The 17,999-nt window shown below is 64.0% G+C and carries 14 protein-coding genes; 8 read left to right on the top strand and 6 right to left on the bottom strand.

All coding sequences use genetic code 11. The annotated features are described in order from the left end of the window. Nucleotides 1-4: 4 nt before the first annotated feature. The 4 genes from xdhA (at nt 5) to EB233_RS01850 (ending at nt 5,717) form a co-directional block, all read left to right on the top strand. On the top strand, nt 5-1,486 hold the full coding sequence (gene xdhA / locus EB233_RS01865; RefSeq protein WP_064990303.1) for a xanthine dehydrogenase small subunit: 1,482 nt from the start codon (nt 5-7) through the stop codon (nt 1,484-1,486). Next, nucleotides 1,486-3,849, top strand: coding sequence for a xanthine dehydrogenase molybdopterin binding subunit (xdhB, locus tag EB233_RS01860; RefSeq protein ID WP_064990304.1), 2,364 nt, complete (start codon nt 1,486-1,488; stop codon nt 3,847-3,849). The genes xdhA and xdhB overlap by 1 nt, the downstream gene beginning before the upstream one ends. Nucleotides 3,850-3,910: 61 nt before the next feature. Continuing rightward, the gene (xdhC, locus tag EB233_RS01855; protein WP_064990305.1) at nt 3,911-4,792 is read left to right on the top strand and encodes a xanthine dehydrogenase accessory protein XdhC; all 882 of its coding nucleotides are present in this window, start codon (nt 3,911-3,913) and stop codon (nt 4,790-4,792) included. A gap of 88 nt (nt 4,793-4,880) precedes the next feature. Further along, complete coding sequence (locus EB233_RS01850; protein ID WP_027055597.1) at nt 4,881-5,717, top strand: PhzF family phenazine biosynthesis protein; 837 nt, start codon at nt 4,881-4,883, stop codon at nt 5,715-5,717. A gap of 11 nt (nt 5,718-5,728) precedes the next feature. Here the strand turns inward: EB233_RS01850 and EB233_RS01845 are convergent, their stop codons facing one another. The 3 genes from EB233_RS01845 to EB233_RS01835 form a co-directional block, all read right to left on the bottom strand. Next, nucleotides 5,729-6,976: an LLM class flavin-dependent oxidoreductase gene (locus EB233_RS01845; protein WP_064990306.1), complete on the bottom strand. Its 1,248-nt coding sequence runs from the start codon at nt 6,974-6,976 to the stop codon at nt 5,729-5,731. Further along, the gene (locus EB233_RS01840) at nt 6,973-7,974 is read right to left on the bottom strand and encodes an LLM class flavin-dependent oxidoreductase (RefSeq protein ID WP_081294147.1); all 1,002 of its coding nucleotides are present in this window, start codon (nt 7,972-7,974) and stop codon (nt 6,973-6,975) included. The genes EB233_RS01845 and EB233_RS01840 overlap by 4 nt, the downstream gene beginning before the upstream one ends. Nucleotides 7,975-8,061: 87 nt before the next feature. Then, on the bottom strand, nt 8,062-8,982 hold the full coding sequence (locus tag EB233_RS01835; RefSeq protein ID WP_064990307.1) for a LysR family transcriptional regulator: 921 nt from the start codon (nt 8,980-8,982) through the stop codon (nt 8,062-8,064). Nucleotides 8,983-9,119: 137 nt separating this feature from the next. On the opposite strand from EB233_RS01835, the gene EB233_RS01830 reads away from it, so the two are divergent. From EB233_RS01830 to EB233_RS01815, 4 genes are all read left to right on the top strand, one after another. Beyond that, on the top strand, nt 9,120-10,337 hold the full coding sequence (locus tag EB233_RS01830) for a urate hydroxylase PuuD (protein ID WP_027055593.1): 1,218 nt from the start codon (nt 9,120-9,122) through the stop codon (nt 10,335-10,337). 2 nt (nt 10,338-10,339) lie between these two features. Continuing rightward, entirely contained in the window at nt 10,340-11,653 is a 1,314-nt protein-coding gene (guaD, locus tag EB233_RS01825) for a guanine deaminase (protein WP_064990308.1), read from the top strand. A gap of 78 nt (nt 11,654-11,731) precedes the next feature. After that, entirely contained in the window at nt 11,732-12,235 is a 504-nt protein-coding gene (locus tag EB233_RS01820) for a heme-degrading domain-containing protein (protein ID WP_064990309.1), read from the top strand. Further along, complete coding sequence (locus EB233_RS01815) at nt 12,232-13,497, top strand: glycerate kinase type-2 family protein (protein ID WP_064990310.1); 1,266 nt, start codon at nt 12,232-12,234, stop codon at nt 13,495-13,497. Before EB233_RS01820 ends, EB233_RS01815 begins: the two co-directional genes overlap by 4 nt. Nucleotides 13,498-13,794: 297 nt before the next feature. Here the strand turns inward: EB233_RS01815 and EB233_RS01810 are convergent, their stop codons facing one another. From EB233_RS01810 to EB233_RS01800, 3 genes are all read right to left on the bottom strand, one after another. Then, nucleotides 13,795-15,264 (bottom strand): UdgX family uracil-DNA binding protein, encoded by a 1,470-nt coding sequence (locus tag EB233_RS01810; protein WP_064990311.1) that lies wholly within the window; start codon nt 15,262-15,264, stop codon nt 13,795-13,797. Between the two features lie 2 nt (nt 15,265-15,266). Then, a complete protein-coding gene (locus EB233_RS01805; RefSeq protein ID WP_064990312.1) occupies nt 15,267-16,502 on the bottom strand; it encodes a putative DNA modification/repair radical SAM protein in 1,236 nt (411 codons plus the stop codon). 86 nt (nt 16,503-16,588) lie between these two features. After that, on the bottom strand, nt 16,589-17,989 hold the full coding sequence (locus tag EB233_RS01800; protein WP_081294194.1) for a glutamine synthetase family protein: 1,401 nt from the start codon (nt 17,987-17,989) through the stop codon (nt 16,589-16,591). Nucleotides 17,990-17,999 lie beyond the last annotated feature (10 nt).

The following is a 17,999-nucleotide window of genomic DNA, read 5'->3' as shown; positions in this document are numbered from 1 at the left end:
GGGCATGGCCAAGGTTTCCATCCGCAACGAAATCCGCTTCATCCTCAATGGCAGGCATGTCGTGCTGTCGTCGGTGGCGCCGGACGCCACCTTGCTTGACTGGCTGCGGCTCGACCGTTCGCTGCGCGGCACCAAGGAAGGCTGCGCCGAGGGCGATTGCGGCGCCTGCACCGTGCTCGTCGGCAAGCTCTCGGCCGGTGGCCTGGTCTATGAAAGCGTCAACGCCTGCATCCGTTTCCTCGGCTCGCTCGACGGCACCCATGTCGTGACGGTCGAGCATCTGCGCGGAGAACCAGGTCAGTTGCATCCGGTCCAGCAGGCAATGGTCGACTTCCACGGCTCGCAATGCGGTTTCTGCACGCCGGGTTTCGTCATGTCGCTCTACGGCCTATGGATGAAGACGCCGGACCCGTCGAACGCGGCGATCGAGAAGGCGCTGCAAGGCAATCTCTGCCGCTGCACCGGCTATGAGGCCATCATGCGCGCCGCGCACGCTATCTCCAGCTATGGCAAGGCGGCAAAGGATCCGCTGGCGCTGGAGCGCAAGGCGATCATGGCGAGGTTGGAGGCCATGCAGGACGGCGCGCGGATCGAGATCGGTTCGGCCAAGGCGCGGCTCATCGTGCCGGCCGATGTCGATGATTTCGCCGCCATATTCGACAAAGAGCCCGGCGCCACTATCGTTGCCGGTTCGACCGATGTCGGCCTGTGGGTGACCAAGCACATGCGCGACATCTCGCCTGTCATTTTCATCGGCAATCTCGACGGGCTTTGCGGCATCTCGGAAGACAAGGGCATCATATCGATCGGCGCAGGCGTCACCTACACCGATGCCTTTTCGACGCTGGTCAACCGCATCCCGGCGCTGGGGCCGCTGTTCGACCGCATCGGCGGCGAACAGGTGCGCAACATGGGCACCATCGGCGGCAACATCGCCAACGGCTCGCCCATCGGCGACACGCCGCCACCCTTGATCGCGCTCGGCGCCCGGCTGACACTGCGCAAGGGCAGCAAAAGGCGCACGATCCCGCTGGAAGCCTTCTTCATTGCCTATGGCAAGCAGGACCGGCAGTCGGGCGAGTTCGTCGAGGCCGTGCACGTGCCCGTGCCGGCCAAGGGAGAAAAGTTCGCTGTCTACAAGATCACCAAGCGCCGCGACGAGGATATCACGGCGGCCCTCGGCGCCTTTTTCCTGACGCCGGCCCAGGACGGCACGGTCGCCGATGTGCGCATCGCCTATGGCGGCATGGCGGCGACGCCGAAGCGGGCAAGCGCCGTCGAAAAGGCACTGCTCGGCAAACCCTGGACCGAGGAGACGGTCGAGACGGCGATGGCGCAATACGCAAGGGATTTCACGCCGCTCACCGATATGCGGGCGTCGGCGGAATACCGTGCGTTGGCTGCCAAAAACCTGTTGCTGCGTTTCTTTGTCGAAACCACTGGCACCAAGGCACCCTTCCAGGTTTCAAGAAACGAGGCGGCCTGATGAACAAGCACGCCACATCAAATCTCAAGGCCGAGAAGATCACCGGCGGCGTCGCCACCGATCAGCGGCATGATTCGGCCCATAAGCATGTCAGTGGCGCCGCCGTCTATATCGACGACATGCCGGAACCGGCGGGCACGCTGCATGTCGGCCTCGGCCTGTCGAAAGTGGCGCACGGCACCTTGAAAAGCGTGGACATTTCCGCGGTGCGGTCCGCGCCGGGCGTTGTCGACGTGCTGACCTATGCCGACGTGCCCGGCGAAAACGACGTCTCGCCGAGCGGCATGCATGACGATCCGGTGCTGGCCGAAGGCAAAGTGCAGTTCTTCGGCCAGCCGATCTTCGCCGTCATTGCCGAGACACGGGATGCGGCGCGCCGTGCGGCGCGGCTAGCCAAGATCGAATATGAAGAGCTTCCGGCCATCCTCGGCATCTGGCCGTTGGACCCGGTCAAGGACAGGCTGGTCACCACCCCGTTGACCTTGCGGCGCGGCGACGCGGCCGCCGCGATCGCCGCGGCGCCCCGTCGGGTGAAAGGGCGCATGAAGCTTGGCGGACAGGACCATTTCTACCTCGAGGGCCAGGTATCGTTGGCGGTGCCCGGTGAAGACGACGAGGTCACGGTCTATTGCTCGACCCAGGGGCCAAGCGAGACCCAGCACCTCGTCTCCCATGCGCTCGGCGTGCCGAGCCATGCGGTGACGGTCGAAGTTCGGCGCATGGGTGGCGGCTTCGGCGGCAAGGAAACACAGGCCAATCAATGCGCGGCGATCGCCGCCATTGCCGCCAAGAAACTGAAACGCGCAGTCAAGGTCAGGCTCGACCGCGACGAGGATATGACCGCCACCGGCAAACGGCACGACTTCGCCATAGACTATGAAGTCGGCTTCGACGACGAGGGCAATATCCTTGGCGTCGACTTCATGTTCGCACTCAATGCCGGCTTCTCGGCCGACCTGTCCGGTCCGGTCGGCGACCGCGCGCTGTTCCATTGCGACAACGCCTATTTCTATCCGAATGTCCACGCCAAGTCGGCGCCGCTTTACACCAACACCGTTTCCAACACCGCCTTTCGCGGCTTCGGCGGCCCGCAGGGCATGATCGGCGCCGAGCGCGTTATCGACGAGGTCGCCTTCGCGGTCGGCAAGGATCCGCTCGAAATCCGCAAGCTGAATTTCTATGACCCGATGGAGGCGATCGGCAGGCGCAACGTCACGCCCTATCACCAGAAGGTCGAGGACAACATCATCCAGCGCATCGTCGCTGAATTGGAGGAAAGCGCCAATTACGCGCGGCGGCGGCGCGAGATCCAGGCCTTCAACGCCAACAGCCGGTTCATCAAGCGTGGCCTGGCACTCACGCCGGTCAAGTTCGGTATCTCCTTCACCAAGACCGAATCCAACCAGGCCGGCGCGCTGGTGCATGTGTATGCCGACGGCTCGGTGCACATGAACCATGGCGGCACCGAAATGGGGCAGGGCCTGCATCTGAAAGTAGCGCAAGTCGTGGCGGAGGAGTTCCAGATCGACCTCGAACGGGTCAAGATCACCGCCACCACCACCGCCAAGGTGCCCAACACCGCGCCGACCGCGGCCTCCTCCGGCGCCGACCTCAACGGCATGGCGGCGCAGAACGCAGCGCGCCAGATCCGGCAGCGGCTGACCGATTTCGCCGCCGAGAGATACCAGGTGCCGGTCGACCAAGTAGTGTTCCTGCCCAACAGGGTGCGCGTCGGCAACCAGGAGGTCAGTTTCAACGATCTGGTCAGGCAGGCCTATATTGCGCGCGTCCAGCTCTCGGCCGCTGGCTTCTACAAGACGCCGAAAATCCATTGGGACCGTGGCAAGGGCCAGGGCCATGCCTTCTATTACTACGCCTATGGCGCCGCCTGCGCGGAAGTGTCGGTCGACACGCTGACCGGCGAATATGTCGTCGAGCGCGCCGACATCCTGCACGATTGCGGCCGCTCGCTGAACCGGGCCATCGATATTGGCCAGGTCGAGGGCGGCTTCATCCAGGGCATGGGCTGGCTGACGACTGAAGAGCTGTGGTGGGACGACAAGGGCAGGCTGCGCACGCATGCGCCGTCCACCTACAAGATCCCGCTGGCGTCGGATCGCCCGAAGATCTTCAACGTGGCGCTGACCGACTGGTCGCAGGCCTATGAACCGACCATCCATCGCTCCAAAGCGGTTGGCGAGCCCCCGCTGCCGCACGGCATGTCGGTGCTGCATGCGCTGTCGGATGCGGTGGCAAGCGTCGCCGACCACAAAATCTGCCCGCGCCTCGATGCGCCGGCAACGCCTGAACGCGTGCTGATGGCGATTGAGCGGCTGAAGAAAGAGGTCAAGTCGGGCGCTTGAAGCCGCCAAACGTGCAATCCCAGTCGAAAAAACCTATATTCCCTGTTCGGGAACACGAACGATGAAGTCGAAAGTGCATAGCCTGAAAGCCTTTCTTGCCAGCGTCGGCCGGGTCGCGCTGGTCGAGGTGGCCGGCACCAAAGGCTCGACGCCGCGCGAGAAGGGCGCCTTCATGCTCGTCTCGCAGGAGGGGATTCTTGGTACGATCGGTGGCGGCCAGCTCGAATATATGGCGATCGACAAGGCCAGGCAGATGGTGGGTGAGGAAGCCCGCATCGAGGTCGATGAAGTCTGCGCCACGCTCGACGTCCCGCTCGGGCCCGAAATCGGCCAATGCTGCGGCGGGCGCGTCGAAGTATTGATCCGGCTTGTCGATCCTTCACTCGCTGCCGAACTGGTTGCCGCCGCTGAATCCGAAGAAGCCCATCTGCCGCATGTCTACCTCTTTGGCGGCGGCCATGTCGGCCAGGCGCTGGCGGCGTCGCTGGCCCTGCTGCCCATCCACGCCGTCGTCATCGAGACCCGGGCCGAAGCGCTGGAAGGCATGCCGGAAACAGTCGAGACGCGGCTGACGCCAATGCCCGAGGCCGAGGTGCGCAACGCCCCGGCGGGTACCGCCTTCGCCATCCTCACCCACGACCATGCGCTGGATTTCCTGATCGTCACCGAGGCACTGAAACGCGACGACGCGGCCTATGTCGGCATGATCGGCTCGAAGACCAAGAAAGCGACGTTCAGGAACTGGTTCTTGAAATCGGCCGATGGCACGGAGGCCGAATTTGGCCGCCTCGTCTCGCCGATCGGCGGTGATGCCGTCAAGGACAAGCGGCCGACTGTCATCGCGGCCCTTGCGGCAGCCGAGATCATGACGGCGCTTGCCGTCCACAACACGGCATCGGATGCCGGCCGTCAGGTCCGGCAGGACAAGGTCATGGCCGGTTAGCCAGGGCTGCCCGTCCACTCATCCGTTTTTCAATCGCCCGAGCCATGCATTTGCGGTATCCACCGGCATCACGGCATGAGGTGGGTACATGGACGTTCTGAAGATCGCCGCCTTTTCGGATGGCAATACCGGCGGCAATCCTGCCGGCGTCCTGGTCGGCGATATCTTGCCCGAAGCGGCCGAGATGCAGCGCCTGGCGGCTGAGGTCGGGTTCTCGGAAACCGCCTTTGCCGCGCCGGATGGGAAGAACTGGCGGGTTCGCTATTTCTCGCCGGAAACCGAGGTTCCCTTCTGCGGGCACGCCACCATCGCCTTGGGGGCAGCCCTTGTCCGGCGGTTCGGCGACGGGATTTTCCCGCTGGTCCTCAACCAGGCCAACATCACCGTCGAAGGATTCCGTGATGGCATGAACGTTGCGGCCGCCTTGCAGTCGCCAGCAACGCACAGCAAGCCGGCGCCGCCGGCGCTGATTGCCGAGGCGCTGGCGCTGTTCGGTTATGCCGCGACCGATCTCGATCCGGCCATTCCACCGGCGTTGATCCATGGCGGCGCCGACCATCTGGTTTTGGCGCTCAAGTCACGCCAGGCGCTGGCCGCCATGCGCTACGAGTTGAAAGCCGGCCAGGCCCTGATGCGGCGCGAAGGGCTGGTGACGATCCTGCTTGCCCATTCCGAAACGCCTCGGCTTTTCCACACGCGCAATCCCTTTGCCTCCGGCGGCGTCTATGAGGACCCGGCGACGGGCGCCTCGACGGCCGCCTTCGCCGGCTATCTCAGGGATATTGGCTGGCCGCATGGCGGCGCGATCGATGTCGTGCAGGGCGAGGACATGGGCATGCGTTCGCGCCTGCATGCCGATATTCCACCTGAGATCGGCAGTTCGATCAGGGTTTCGGGCACGGCCCGGATGATGGACCCGGCGTAGAAATTCCCGGCTCAGGCCGGCCGTTTCAAGCCAAGATGGTCGCGCAGCGTGCGGCCCTCGTAGTCCCGGCGGAACAGGCCGCGCCGCTGCAGTTCCGGCACGACAAGCGTGGCAAAGGCATCGAGCTCACCCGGGAAATAGGACGGCATGACATTGAAGCCGTCGGCGGCACCACCCTCGAACCGCGCCTGCAACTCATCCGCGACCTGCGCTGCCGTTCCGACGATGCGCCAATGGCCGCGCGCGCCGGCGAAATGGCGGGCAAGCTGGCGGATGGAGAGGCCGTCGCGGCGCGACTGCTCGACGACCAGCGCCTGCCGGCTCTTCATGCCCTCGCTCTCCGGCAGTTCGGGCAGCGGCCCGTCGATCGGATAGCGCCAGAGATCCGAGATGCTGAGATAGCTGGACAGCAGCGCCACGCCGACATCGTCGGGGATCAGTTCCTGCAATTCCTCGTGCTTCTCTCGGGCTTCGGCCTCGGTTTGCGCCACCACGGGTGAGACGCCAGGCATGATCTTGATGTCGTCGGGCTCGCGCCCATAGGCGGCCATGCGCCCCTTGAGATCGTCGTAGAAGGCCTTTGCTTCCTCGAAGGTCTGCGCCGCCGTGAACACCACGTCCGCGGTGCGGGCAGCAAGGTCGCGGCCGACATCCGAGGCGCCGGCCTGGACCATGACGGGCGCACCTTGCGGCGAACGCGGCAAGTCGAGCGGATCATGCACCGAAAAGCTCTGGCCGTCATGGCCGGGAGCGTTGCCGTGCCAGAGCCCGGTCACCACCTCGGCGAATTCGCGCGCCCGCTCGTAGCGGTCGGCATGCGGCTTGAGGCCTGTCGAGCCGAAATTGGCGGCTTCGATGGGGCTCGCCGAGGTGACCAGATTCCAGCCGGCGCGGCCGCCGCTGAGATGGTCGAGCGACAGGAAGGTCCGCGCCAGGCCATAGGGTTCGTTGTAGCTTGTCGAAGCCGTCGAAACGAGGCCGATGCGGCTGGTCTGCACGGCCAGCGCCGACAGCAGGCTGATCGGCTCGAAGCCGATCGATCGCGATGTCTGGCTGGCGATGCCGACATTGGCTTCGCGCAAGCCCGCGGCGTCCTCGCAGAAGATCATGTCGAACTTGGCCGCTTCCGCCGTGCGCGCCAGTTGGATGTAGTGGTCGATGTCGACGCCGGCCGTCACATGCGCCTTGGGGTGGCGCCACGCGGCGATGTGGTGGCCAGTCGCCCACAGGAAAGCGCCGAGCTTCATCCGCGCGGTCATTGGTCACCTCCGCCGGCCAGTCCCAGATGCGCGCGCAATGTTGCCCCGCGATAGGTCTCTCGAACGAGGCCGCGTCGCCGAAGCTCCGGCAGAACGCGCTCGGCGAAATCGTCGAGCGCCGGGTGCCGCGCGGGCAGCCGGATGTTGAAGCCGTCGCAGCTCTTCGCGCGGAATTGGGTCTCCAGCCTATCGGCGACGGTGGTCGGCGTCTCATCGGCCGCCAGTGGGACAGTCGCCAGCATCTTCACGGCATCCGGGTCGCGCCCGCGGGCGGCAACGCGGCGCTTCAGATCGTCAAATCGTATCTTCGTGCTCTCGACTGATCCGCTGTCCATGAAAATGACATCTGCGGTGCGGGCCGCATTATCCAGATCAGGTTCCGACAGGCCAGACAGCACCAGCACCGGCGTGTCCTGGGGTGAGCGCGCTACGTTCAGCGGCCCTCTTACCGAAAAGAATTCGCCCTTGTGGTCCAGCAAATGCATCTTTTCCGGGTCGTGGAAGCGGCCTCCGCTCTTGTCGAAAAGCAACGCGTCGGCATCCCAGCCCTGCCACAGGCCTTGAACGATGCCGATATATTCCTCGCTGCGACGGCGAAAGTCAGCGTCGGAAAACCCTTCCGGCCGGCTGAAATTGGCCGCCTCACCAGCGCTCTGCGCCATCGTCGCATTCCAGCCGGCACGGCCATGGCTGATGATGTCGAGCGAAGCAAATCGGCGCGCCAGATTGTAGGGCTGATGGGCAACGGTGGAGGCCGCCGCGACGAGGCCGATCCTCTTGGTCACTGTCGCCAGCGCGGCGAGCAATGTGGTCGCTTCGAACGGCACCGGTCCGTTGGCGGTGTCCGGCGCGGAATCGGCAAGCAGGACCATGTCCAGCATGGCCGCTTCGGCCTTCTGGGCGAAGCTGGCTAGATGGCTGAACGCAGGCCCATCTCCGGAACCGGCCGCTCCCGGCAACAGCGAAACGGCAAGATGCATTGTGGTGCCGTTGTCCATGGAGAGGTCCTGCAAGACGAAAACAGGAGCGGGACTATGTTCGCCACGCCAGAAGATGGCAACCACCGGCGCTGGGCCAACTGCCGCTCACTTCCCAGCCAGAATATCCTTGATCAGTCGCTGACAGCGCTCGGCCATGAAGTCGAGCAGCAGCCGCACCTTGGGGTCCTGCAGCTTCTTGTGCGGATAGACGGCGGCGAACTGCACCGGTGTCGGCGGCGTGTTGGCCAGGATCACCTTCAGCCGCCGGTCGCGGATGAAGGGTTCGACCTCGAAGCGCGGCTTGTTGATGATGCCGCGCCCCGACAGTGCCCAGCCGGTCAGCACGTCGCCATCGTCGGTGTCGTAAGGGCCGTGCACCTCGAATTTCTGGGGTCCTGTAGGCGTCTGCAGCGTCCACACATATTCGCGCGCGCCGGAATAGCGCAGCATCAGGCAGTCGTGCTTCTTGCCGATCAGCTCCTGCGGCTCGGCGGGTTCGCCGCGCGCCTCAAGATATTTCGGCGCCGCCACCAAGACGCGTTCGCATTCCATGATACCGCGCATCCTGAGGCTGGAATCCTCGATGATGCCGAGCCGGAAGGCGACGTCGATGCCTTCCTTCATGATATCGACATTGTGGTCCGATAGCCTGAGCCGCACCTCGATATCAGGATATTTGTCATGGAAATCGGGAATGCCGGAGGCCACCAGCCGCCGCCCGAGGCCGAGTGGTGCGGTCACCCGGATGGTGCCGCGCGGCTGGCCGGAGAGCGCCGAGACAGCCGCTTCCGCTTCGGTGATCGCCTCCAGCACCTGCTTTGCGCCCGCATAAAACACCGTGCCATGCTCGGTCGGCATCAATTGCCGCGTCGTCCGGTTGAACAGCCGCACGCCAAGATGCTTCTCCAGTTCCTTGATGCGGTTGGAGGCCACCGCCGGCGAAATGCGCATGTCGCGGCCCGCCGCCGACAGATTGCCGAGCTCGACGACGCGGACGAAGACGGCGATATTGTCGAGATAGGCCATGCGGTTTCGTGGCTCTTAGGTGGCTGCGTATGGTCAACCTATTATTTTCCAATTTTTTTTGAAAGTCATCGTGCACCTCGCCCCTTTTCGTTTACGCGCCACGCCGTAAAGTCACCGGATCGGCAGGGACGTAGCAAATGATGGATTTCGCGATTTTCTGGGACTGGCTGAGCTTCGCCGTGCGCTGGCTGCATGTCATCACCGGCATCGCCTGGATCGGCTCGTCGTTTTATTTCGTCGCGCTCGATCTCGGCCTGCGCCAGCGTCCCGGTATGCCCGTCGGCGCCTTTGGCGAGGAATGGCAGGTTCATGGCGGCGGTTTCTACCACATCCAGAAATATCTGGTTGCGCCGGCCGAGATGCCCGAACACCTCACCTGGTTCAAATGGGAATCCTACGCCACCTGGCTGTCCGGCTTCGCCATGCTGTGCGTGGTCTATTATGCCGGAGCCGACCTGTTCCTGATCGATCCCAACGTGCTGCCGATGTCGGTGCCGGTCGGCATCCTGTTGTCGATGGCCACGATCGGCGTCGGCTGGGTGGTCTACGATCTCCTATGCCGTTCACCGCTCGGCAAGAGCGACACCGGTCTGATGCTGGTGCTCTACTGCGTGCTGGTGTTCATCGCCTGGGGGCTGACGCACCTGTTCACCGGCCGCGCCGCCTTCCTGCATCTGGGCGCCATCACCGCCACGATCATGTCGGCCAATGTCTTCATGGTCATCATCCCCAACCAGAAGATCGTCGTCGCCGACCTCATCGCCGGTCGCAAGCCCGACCCGAAATACGGCAAGATCGCCAAGCAGCGCTCGCTTCACAACAACTATCTGACGCTGCCGGTGCTGTTCCTGATGCTGTCGAACCACTATCCGCTGGCGTTCGGCACGCAGTTCAACTGGGTCATCGCCTCGCTGGTGTTCATCATCGGCGTCTTGATCCGGCACTATTTCAACACCGTGCACAAGCGTGCCGGCAACCCGCACTGGACCTGGCTCGGCGCCCTGGTCCTGTTCATCATCATCATCTGGCTGTCGACCGTGCCGAAGGTGCTGACCGGCGAGCCAAAGGCGTCCGCCTCGGCCGACATCTATATCGCCTCGGCGCATTTCCCGGCGGTGCGCGACACCGTGCTCGGCCGCTGCTCGATGTGCCATGCGCAGGAGCCCGTCTATGAAGGCATCTACCACGCGCCGAAGGGCGTGATCCTCGATAGCGACGCCGATATCGCCAACCACGCCCGCGAGATCTATCTGCAGGCCGGCCGCAGCCACGCCATGCCGCCCGCCAATGTCAGCCAGATCACCGACAAGGAACGGGCGCTGCTGGTGGCCTGGTTCGAAGGCGCGGGGAAATAGGCATGACTTCGACACTTCTGCGCGGCCGCACACTCTCCTTCGTGCGCTGGCCGCAGACCATGGATGACCATTCGGCGTGGCGGTATGAGGAGGATGGCGGCCTGCTGATCAGGGATGGCAGGATCGTCGCCACCGGCGCCTATGCCGACGTCGAGAAGCAGGCCGATGACGGAACAAAAAAGATCGATCACCGGCCGCATCTACTGCTGCCGGGGTTCATCGACACCCATGTGCATGTCCCGCAGATGCAGATCATCGCGTCCTACGGCGCCGAACTGCTCGACTGGCTGAACACCTACACGTTTCCAGAAGAGACCAAGTTCGCCAACGCCCAGCATGGCCGCCGCATCGCGCGGCTGTTTCTCGACGAGATGGTGCGACACGGCACGACGACGGTCGTCGCCTACTGTTCAGTGCACAAGGCCTCGGCGGAAGCCTTTTTCGCCGAGTCGCACGCGCGCGACATGCTCAACATCGCCGGCAAGGTGATGATGGACCGCAATGCACCCGAAGGCGTGCTCGACACACCGCAATCCGGCTATGACGATACGAAGGCGCTGATAGCGGAATGGCACGGCAAGGGCCGCCAGCTTTATGCCATCACGCCACGCTTCGCCATCACCTCCTCGCCGGAGCAGATGGAGATGGCCGGCGCGCTCCGCCGCGAGCATCCCGATCTGCACATGCAGACGCATCTGTCAGAAAACCACGCCGAGATCGCCTTCACGCAACAACTTTACCCGTGGTCGCGCGACTATACCTACGTCTACGAACGTTACGGGCTGCTGGGCAAAAAGAGCCTGTTCGGCCACTGCATCCATCTGTCGGAGCGTGAGGCGGACGCGCTCTCGGACTCGGGTTCCGTGGCTGTGTTCTGCCCGACCTCGAACCTGTTCCTCGGCTCCGGCCTGTTCGACTATCAGCGCTTCCGGCAGCGGGACAAGCCGCTCCGGATCGCCGCTGCAACCGATGTCGGCGGTGGTACCAACTATTCCATGCTGCGCACCATGGACGAAGGCTACAAGGTGATCGCGCTCAACGGCGAGAAGCTCAACCCATTCCAATCCTTCTGGCAGATCACGCGGGGCAATGCCGAGGCGCTGTCCGTCGCCGACAAGATCGGCACGCTGGAAGCAGGCACCGACGCCGATATCGTCGTGCTCGATGCCAGCGCCACGCCGGCGATGCAGCTCAGGATGGAAACGGCGCAGACGTTGGCGCAGGAACTGTTTCTCCTGCAGACGCTGGGCGACGACCGCGTCGTGCGCGAGGTCTATGTCGCGGGGCGGGCGGCAAAAAGCGATATGGCGAATTAGAGCGCCATGGTGCGTTCCTTGCTTGACCCGGCGGCAGCCATCGGTCAAAGCGTGCGGCGAAGTTGACAGGGGAACGACATGGCCGTTGCTGACGACATCGCACTGATCAAGAGGCAGGAAGAGCTACTTGTGTTCCCAGCCTTCGATGAGGCCGCCGCTTTCAGGATCGGTTCAGCCATCCGCGATCGCGCAACCGCCGAAAACCTGCCCATCATCGTCGACATCAGGCTGTGGGATCGCCCCCTGTTCTATGCCGCGATGCCGGGTTCGAATGCTTCCAATCCCGACTGGGCGCGGCGCAAGATCAATGTCGTCAGGCGCTATCTCAGAAGCACATACCGCCTGGTGCTGGAGCAGCAGCGCCCCGACCGCAGCTTCAAGGTTGGCGAAGGTCTCGACATAGCGGACTATGTGCTGGCCGGCGGCGGCTTTCCGGTGACGGTCAAGGGCGCCGGCGTCATCGGGGTGATCGCCGTTTCCGGCCTGCCCGAGCGCGAGGATCACGGCGTCGTCGTCGATGCGTTGTGCGCGTATCTCGGTATCGACAAGCGTGGACTGGCGCTGGCTCCGGAAGCCGAATGACCGTGCTCGATCCCAAATCCTTCCTCACCGCCATCTTCAACGCAGCCGTCGCCGCCGCCGACCCGGAACGGACCATCAGGGATCATCTGCCGGCCAGGCCCAAGGGGCGCACCATCGTCATTGGCGCTGGCAAAGGCTCGGCGCAAATGGCGGCGGCTTTCGAGAAGGCCTGGGACGGTCCGATCGAAGGGCTGGTCGTCACCCGCTACGGCTATGGCGCCAAATGCGAGCGCATCGAGATCATCGAGGCGGCGCACCCGGTGCCGGACGCCGCCGGCCTCGAGGCCTCACGGCGTCTGTTGGCAAAGGTGCAGGGACTGACGGCTGACGATCTGGTCGTGGCGCTGATTTCCGGCGGCGGCTCGGCGCTGCTGCCCTCGCCGGCCGAAGGCCTGACACTTGCCGACGAGATCGCCGTCAACGAGGCGCTGCTCGCTTCCGGCGCGCCGATCGCGGCCATGAACACAATCCGCAAGCATGTCTCGACCATCAAGGGCGGCCGGCTGGCGGCAACTGCGTGGCCCGCCAAGGTGGTGTCGCTGGTGGTCTCCGACATTCCTGGCGACAATCCGGCCCTCGTCGCCTCCGGGCCGACGGTGCCTGACAGAGGCAGCCGTCAAGACGCGCTGGCCTCCATCGCCGCCTACGGCATGAAGCTGCCGGCCTCGGTGATGGCGCACATCAATGCGCCGGCGGCCGATGCGCCAAGCCCTGATGATGAGCGCTTTTCACGCAACGAGGTGCATCTGATCGCCTCGGCCGGCGTGTCGCTGGAAGCGGCGGCAGTGGAAGCGAAGCGGCAAGGCATCGAGGCCGTCATCCTCTCCGATGCCATCGAGGGCGAAGCGCGCGAGGTCGGCGGCGTTCACGCGGCCATCGCACGCGAAGTGGCGACCCGCAACCGGCCATTTTCGAAGCCGGTGCTGATCCTGTCGGGCGGCGAAACAACGGTGACCTTGCGCGCCAAAGGCAAGGGCGGACGCAATTCGGAATTCCTGCTCGCCTTTGCCATCGCCGTCAATGGGCAGGAAGACATTCACGCCCTGGCCGCCGACACCGACGGCATCGACGGCTCGGAAAACAATGCCGGCGCCTTCGCCGACGGCTCGACCGTCTCGCGCATGCGCGCGGCGGGCGTCGACGCCAAGGCGATGCTGGCCGGCAACAATGCCTGGACGGCGTTCAACGCGGTTGGGGATCTGTTCGTGCCGGGGCCGACGGGCACGAATGTCAATGATCTGAGGGCGGTTCTGGTCCGGTAATTCACCAGTCGTAGCCTAAGCTTACAATGCTGGATCGACTACGATCGTTGGTGATTGGCCGAAGCTTCGCAACTTCGTCATCCCTGGGCGAAGCAGGAGCGAAGCTCCGTCGCGGAGACCCTGGGATCCATTCCCTGACGTTGGCCGTGGAGTGCAGCGGAGCAGAATTCTGCATCGTGGCGGCGCGTAAGAGTCCCGGCATGGATCCTCGGGTCTGCGCTGCGTCGCTTCGCTCCTTGCTTCGCCCGTGGATGACGAAGTCCGCGAGGCTCTGACAATCTGAATCCGCCATCAGCCTCAAGCCGCCATCAGCCGCTTCACTTCTCTCATATCGGCTAAAAACCGCTCCCGCTCGGCCTCCTTGTCGGCCGGCTCATGGATACGCAGGATGAAGGAGGGATGGATGGTGATGAACACGCGCAAGCCATCCTCGCGCTCGATCACCTGGCCGCGCATTTTCGTCACCGGGATGGCCTTGCCCAGCAGCGACAACGCTGCCGTTGCACCGAGTGCCACGGCAAGCTCAGGCTTGATCAGCGCGAATTCCCTGTCGATCCACCAGCGGCAGGCCTGGACCTCGCCGGCATTCGGCTTGGAATGGATGCGGCGCTTGCCGCGCGGCTCGAATTTGAAGTGTTTGACCGCGTTGGTGACGTAGACCTTTTGCCGGTCCACGCCGGCCTCATCGAGGATGGCGTCGAACACTTTGCCGGCCGGGCCGACAAAAGGTTTGCCGGCGAGGTCTTCCTGGTCACCGGGCTGTTCGCCGACGAAAATCACCCTGGCATTGTCCGGCCCTTCGCCAAACACGGCCTGCGTCGCATCGCGCCAAAGCGGGCAACGGCGGCAGCCTTTCGCGGCCTCGCGCAACTCCGAAATGCTGCCGGCGTTGTCATCTTCCGACGTCTGTGTCGGCTCACGCTTCGGCCAATGTTTCGCCTGCACCTTAGCGTGGTGCGGCGCCGGCTTTGTCGGCATCTTCGCAATCATATCCTTGGCGGCCTTGTCCGCTCCCGCGATCAAGCCTGGAATGAGCGAGGCCTCGGGAAGGTTCCGCCAATACTTCTTCGGCATCTCCTTTTGCATGGCTTTCACCTTCAGCCGCGCCGGGTTGAAGATGTTCTCGAAATAGGTGCGCCACAGCGCCTCGGTGTCGTCCTGATCCGGCGCATCGCCCTTGGCGGCGCCCGGCCCGATCGCCAGTCTTTCGCCATCCCAGTCGGCGGAGGCGTAAGGCGTCAGAATCGTCCAGCGCATGCCGGTGAAGCGCCTGACGAAGAAATCCGCATTGCGCTCGACGATGAAATGGTCTGGCTCGAACCAGGCGACATAACGCTCGTCGGCGCCGTCACCGATCTTCCGGAATCGCACGAAGGCGTGCATCTTGTGGCTGTCGCGCCGAACCGCCTTTTCCATGGCCTCGAGCCGCCTCGTGTCGGGGTCCGACGCGATCGCCAGCAGCTTGGGCTCGGTGCGCAACCGCCACAGAAGCCGGTAGAGAAAAGCAAAGCGGGTGGGATCTGAATGACAGAAGGCCGTTTCGGCATGCTCGATGAAGTCACGCGGCACCACGAGCTGCGCACCAGCAGGTATGGCTGGCAAATCGGACCGGCTCTGGTCCGGGTCGGATGCGACATGCCAGCTGATATCTTCGGGCCTGACCTCACCCAGGGCCAGTCGCCGTGCCGCGCCGCGCCAGCCGGCAAAGTCGGTCTCGCTGTCGAGCGAAACATTGTATCGGGCAAGGTTGAGCTCTGCCGGCTGCATGGTCAAAACAGCGCCAGTTGTTCGCAAGGAGCGACGATCTTTTCGCGCAGGCCGGCCTTGTCGGTGAGCGCGCCGGGCGACCAGCCTTCGGCAATGATGAACGGCCTGAGCTTGGCGATCGACTGGCAAATCCGGCCGACGTCCTCGAGCCGCAGCCGGCGATGGCGGCGGGTCTCCAGGATTTTCGCCACCACCTTGGTGCCGAGGCCGGGCACGCGCAGCAGCGCCTCGCGGTCGGCGCGGTTGATGTCGACGGGAAATTGTCCCCTGTTGCGCAGCGCCCAGGCGAGCTTCGGGTCGATGGCGAGATCGAGCATGCCGTCGCTGCTGCCGGCCAGGATCTCCGGCTGCGAGAAGCCGTAAAACCGCATCAGCCAGTCGGCCTGGTAAAGCCGGTGTTCGCGCATCAATGGCGGCTTCTGCAGCGGCAGGGATGACGAGGAATCCGGGATCGGGCTGAAGGCCGAATAATAGACGCGCCGCAAATGATAGCTGCCATAGAGCCGGGCGCTGGTGTGCAAGATGCCGTCGTCGGAGGTCTTGTCTGCGCCGACGATCATCTGCGTCGACTGGCCACCCGGCGCGAAGCGTTCGCGCTTTTTGGTTCGCAACGTCGGCTCGGCCTTTTCCTCCATCTTCCGGCGCAGCCTGGCCATGGAAAGGCGGATCGTTTCCGGCTTCTTTTCCGGCGCCAGTTTCTTGACACCCTCATCGGTGGGGAGCTCGACATTGATCGACAGTCGATCGGCATAGAGGCCGGCTTTCTCGACCAGTTCGGCAGAGCTTTCAGGAATGGTTTTCAGATGGATGTAGCCAGAGAACTTTTCCTCCAGCCGCAGCCGCCGCGCCACCTCGACCATCTCGCCCATGGTCTCGTCTGGTGAGCGGATGACGCCCGAGGACAGGAAGAGGCCCTCGATATAGTTGCGACGGTAGAAATCCATGGTCAGCTTCACCACCTCGTCGATGCCGAAGCGGGCGCGCTGCACATTCGAGGACGAGCGGTTGATGCAATAGCTGCAATCGTAGATGCAGAAATTGGTGAGCAGGATTTTCAGCAGCGAAATACAGCGCCCGTCCGGTGCATAGGAGTGGCAGATGCCCATGCCTTCCGTCGAACCGATGCCACCGGATTTCAGCGAATCCTTCTTCGCCGACCCAGACGAGGCGCAGGAGGCGTCATACTTGGCGGCGTCGGACAGGATCGCCAGCTTTTCACGGACGGTGAGAGCGCTCATCCGTTCATGATATGTTCTGAGAAGCCGCGGCGCTACCTCATTTGATATCGGCGGCGGAAAAGTGATCGCCGCCGATCGTTAGGTCGTCAAACCTCGTGCAGATAGAGATGATAATCCAGTTCGCTGACCGTGCGTGCCACGCGCAGATATTCGGACTGCTTGATCGCCACGAAGGTGCGGTGCAAATCCTCGCCGAGCGCGCCCTTCAGGAAGCTGGACGCCCTGGCCGCCTCGATGGCGGCGCGCCAATCCGCCGGCATCGTCGTGCGGGTGACGGCTGCTTCATAGCCATTGCCGGTTGTCTCGGGGCCGGGATCGAGCCCTTCATCGAGACCTTTGATGATGCCCGCAAGCACCGTTGCGGCGATCAGATAGGGATTGGCATCGACGCCGGACGGCCGGTGTTCGATGCGCCGGTTCTTCGCGTCGCCGGCCGGCACGCGCAGCGCCACCGAGCGGTTGTTGACGCCCCAGGTCGGCGCCACCGGCGCATAGGACTGGGAAACGAAGCGCCGCCAGGAATTGGCGTGCGGGGCAAACACCAGCATCGATTCCGCCATCGTCTGGATGAGCCCGCCGAGCCCTTGCAGCAAGGGCAGCGACCAGCTCTCGCCGCCCGCCTCGGCAAAGACGTTGCGGCCTGCCTTGTCCTGCAGTGAGACGTGGAAATGCATGCCCGAGCCGGCATATTTCTCGATCGGCTTGGCCATGAAGCAGGCGGTGACGCCATGGCGGCGCGCCTGCGCCCGCACCAGCCGCTTCAGCATGACCAGATCGTCGGCCGCGCGCATCACATCCTTGCGGTAGTTCAGCGTCAGTTCGTACTGGCCCGGCGCATATTCTGAAATCACCGTTTCGGCCGGGATGCCTTGCGCCTTGGCCGCCGCATAGATGTCGGAGAACAACGGCTCCATGCCGTGCAAATGGTCGACCGAGTAGACTTCCGTCTTGCCGGAGACGCGGCCGTCGAGCACGGCACGCGCCGGCTGCACCTTGCCGTCGGCATCGCGCTCGTTGGCAAGGAGAAAGAACTCCAGTTCGAAGGCACCGGCCGGATAAAGGCCCTTGGCCGCGAGGATATCGACCTGCCGGGCCAGCGCCAACCGTGGGTCCGACGACATGGGCTGGCCGTCGAGATGGTACATCGCCATCAGCACCTGGCCGCGCGGCGGGCTGGTGCCGTAGAGCGGCACCAGCGTGCCGGGAATCGGCCAAGCCCTGAGATCGCCGTCGCCGGTTGTCCAGATCAGTCCGGTCTCGTGCACGTCCTCGCCGGTGATGTCGAGGCCGAGGATCGAGATCGGCATGTGCCGGCCACCCTCGAAAATGCTTTTCAGCTCATGCCGGCGCACGATCTTGCCACGGCCGACACCGTTGGCGTCGGTCAGCACGATATCGAAAGCTTCGATCTCGGGATGGGCGTCGAGAAAGGCTTGCGCCTCGGTGGGTGAAGACCCCGACGGTGAGGTCACGATGGCATTGTCCATGGCCGCTTGT

Source organism: Mesorhizobium erdmanii, assembly GCF_013170725.1.
GTDB lineage: Bacteria > Pseudomonadota > Alphaproteobacteria > Rhizobiales > Rhizobiaceae > Mesorhizobium > Mesorhizobium erdmanii.
Note: the sequence above shows the minus strand (reverse complement) of the source record. Positions and strands in the feature narration are given on the sequence as shown.